The sequence below is a fragment of the Sphingomonas sp. Sph1(2015) genome (assembly GCF_001970915.1).
Classification (GTDB): domain Bacteria; phylum Pseudomonadota; class Alphaproteobacteria; order Sphingomonadales; family Sphingomonadaceae; genus Sphingomonas; species Sphingomonas parapaucimobilis.
The window spans coordinates 1-1,652 of the sequence record NZ_MQUI01000101.1 but is presented as its reverse complement, the minus strand read 5'-3'; the positions used below and the strand labels follow the sequence as shown (position 1 = coordinate 1,652).

The 1,652-nt window shown below is 62.4% G+C and carries 2 pseudogenes; both read left to right on the top strand.

Features of this window, described 5'->3' with window-relative positions:
• Nucleotides 1–136: 136 nt before the first annotated feature.
• Nucleotides 137–661, top strand: a pseudogene (locus BSZ14_RS19515) (DUF6538 domain-containing protein); the annotation flags it as partial.
• Between the two features lie 62 nt (nt 662–723).
• Nucleotides 724–1,528, top strand: a pseudogene (locus tag BSZ14_RS19085) (IS3 family transposase); the annotation flags it as partial.
• Nucleotides 1,529–1,652 lie beyond the last annotated feature (124 nt).

Sequence of the window (1,652 nt, the reverse complement as noted above, 5' to 3'; positions counted from 1 at the left end):
CATACGAGTGCTCGTATGACCAGTCGTAGAACCGAGAACTTCCCGCACCGCTCGCACCCTCGTCAAAGGCGACAAGCATCCCGGCTACCGGCGCTACCGCAAGGTGGCCTGCTGACCACGCTTACTTAAGCGTGATGGCAGGACCTATTATTTCCGGCGTTCGATACCGCTGGCACAAAGGCAGCGGTTCGGTGGGAAACGCGAGTGGGTCCGGTCGCTCGGCACGAAAGATCGGAAAGAAGCCAAGAGGCTCATACCCGCCTGTTTGATCGCGTTTGATAAAGCGATGGATGGCGACACCTCGAACGCATCGGAGGAACGCCACGCAGAACCCTTCAAGCCTCCGGAAGCGTTTGCAGAGGCAACGGAACCCCACAACACGCCCAAACGCCCTGCGGTGCCTCTCCTAGCCACCTTTGAGGCATATGCGGCGGAGCAACGCATTAAACCGGGCACCGCTGCCGAATGGCGCTCTATGCTGAAAGCGCTCGTTGCGTTCGTGGGTCATGATGACGCCAATGCCCTTACCGTGTCAGACATTGATGAATGGCGCGACGCCTTGCTTTCAAAACCCGGTAGAGGCGGAAGGCTTCGGTCGCCCGGTACAGTGAAAGACAAATATCTTTGCGCGGTCAGGGCTACATTAGCATGGGCTGTCTGACGTGCCCCCCGTTTCTTCATCCAGGTGGAACTAGAGACCGGCCCCTCAAAGGGACGGACGGAATGAAGCGGAAGCAATTCTCGGAAGAGCAGATCATCGGCATCCTGAAGGAGGCCGAGGCGGGCGCAGTGGTGACGGAGTTGTGCCGCAAGCACGGGATGTCGAGCGCGACCTATTACGCGTGGAAGGCGAAGTTCGGCGGCCTGGAGGTGTCCGACGCGAAGCGCCTGCGGTCGCTCGAGGAGGAGAACGCCCGGCTCAAGCGGCTGCTCGCGGATACGATGCTCGACAACGCGGGGTTGAAAGACCTGCTGTCAAAAAAGTGGTGACGCCCGCCGCGAAGCGGCAAGCGGTTGCGCATCTCCAGGCGACCTTGGGGATGAGCGAGCGGCGGGCATGCGCAGTTGTCGGAGCGGATCGCACGAGCATGCGGTATCGCTCGTGCCGGACAGATGATGGCGACCTGCGGTCGCGGCTGTGCGAGTTGGCACAGCAGCGTCGGCGGTTCGGCTATCGACGGTTGCACATCCTGCTGCGCCGGGACGGCATCACGATCAACCGCAAGAAGACCCAGCGGCTCTACCGGGAGGAAGGTCGGTCAGGCGCCGGAAAGGACGAAGGCGCGCCGTGGGCGCGCGGGCACCTTCACCGGTGCTGGCGCTCCCCAACCAGCGCTGGAGCCTCGACTTCGTCCACGACCAGCTTGTCACCGGGCGGCGGTTCCGTGTGCTCAACATCGTTGACGACGTGACGCGCGAATGCCTCCGGGCGGTAGTCGACACGTCAATTTCGGGCCGGCGGGTCGTGCGCGAACTGGCCGATCTGATCGCCGAGCGTGGCAGGCCGAAGATGATCGTCAGCGACAACGTCCTATGTCGGGAAGCAGCGGCGGGTTTTGGCCAGCAGATATCGATGCGCCGACAACCATCGGCGCGGCATGCAATCTGAGCCAGATGGCTCCCACCGTCAACGGGATCGCTCCCTGCCATAG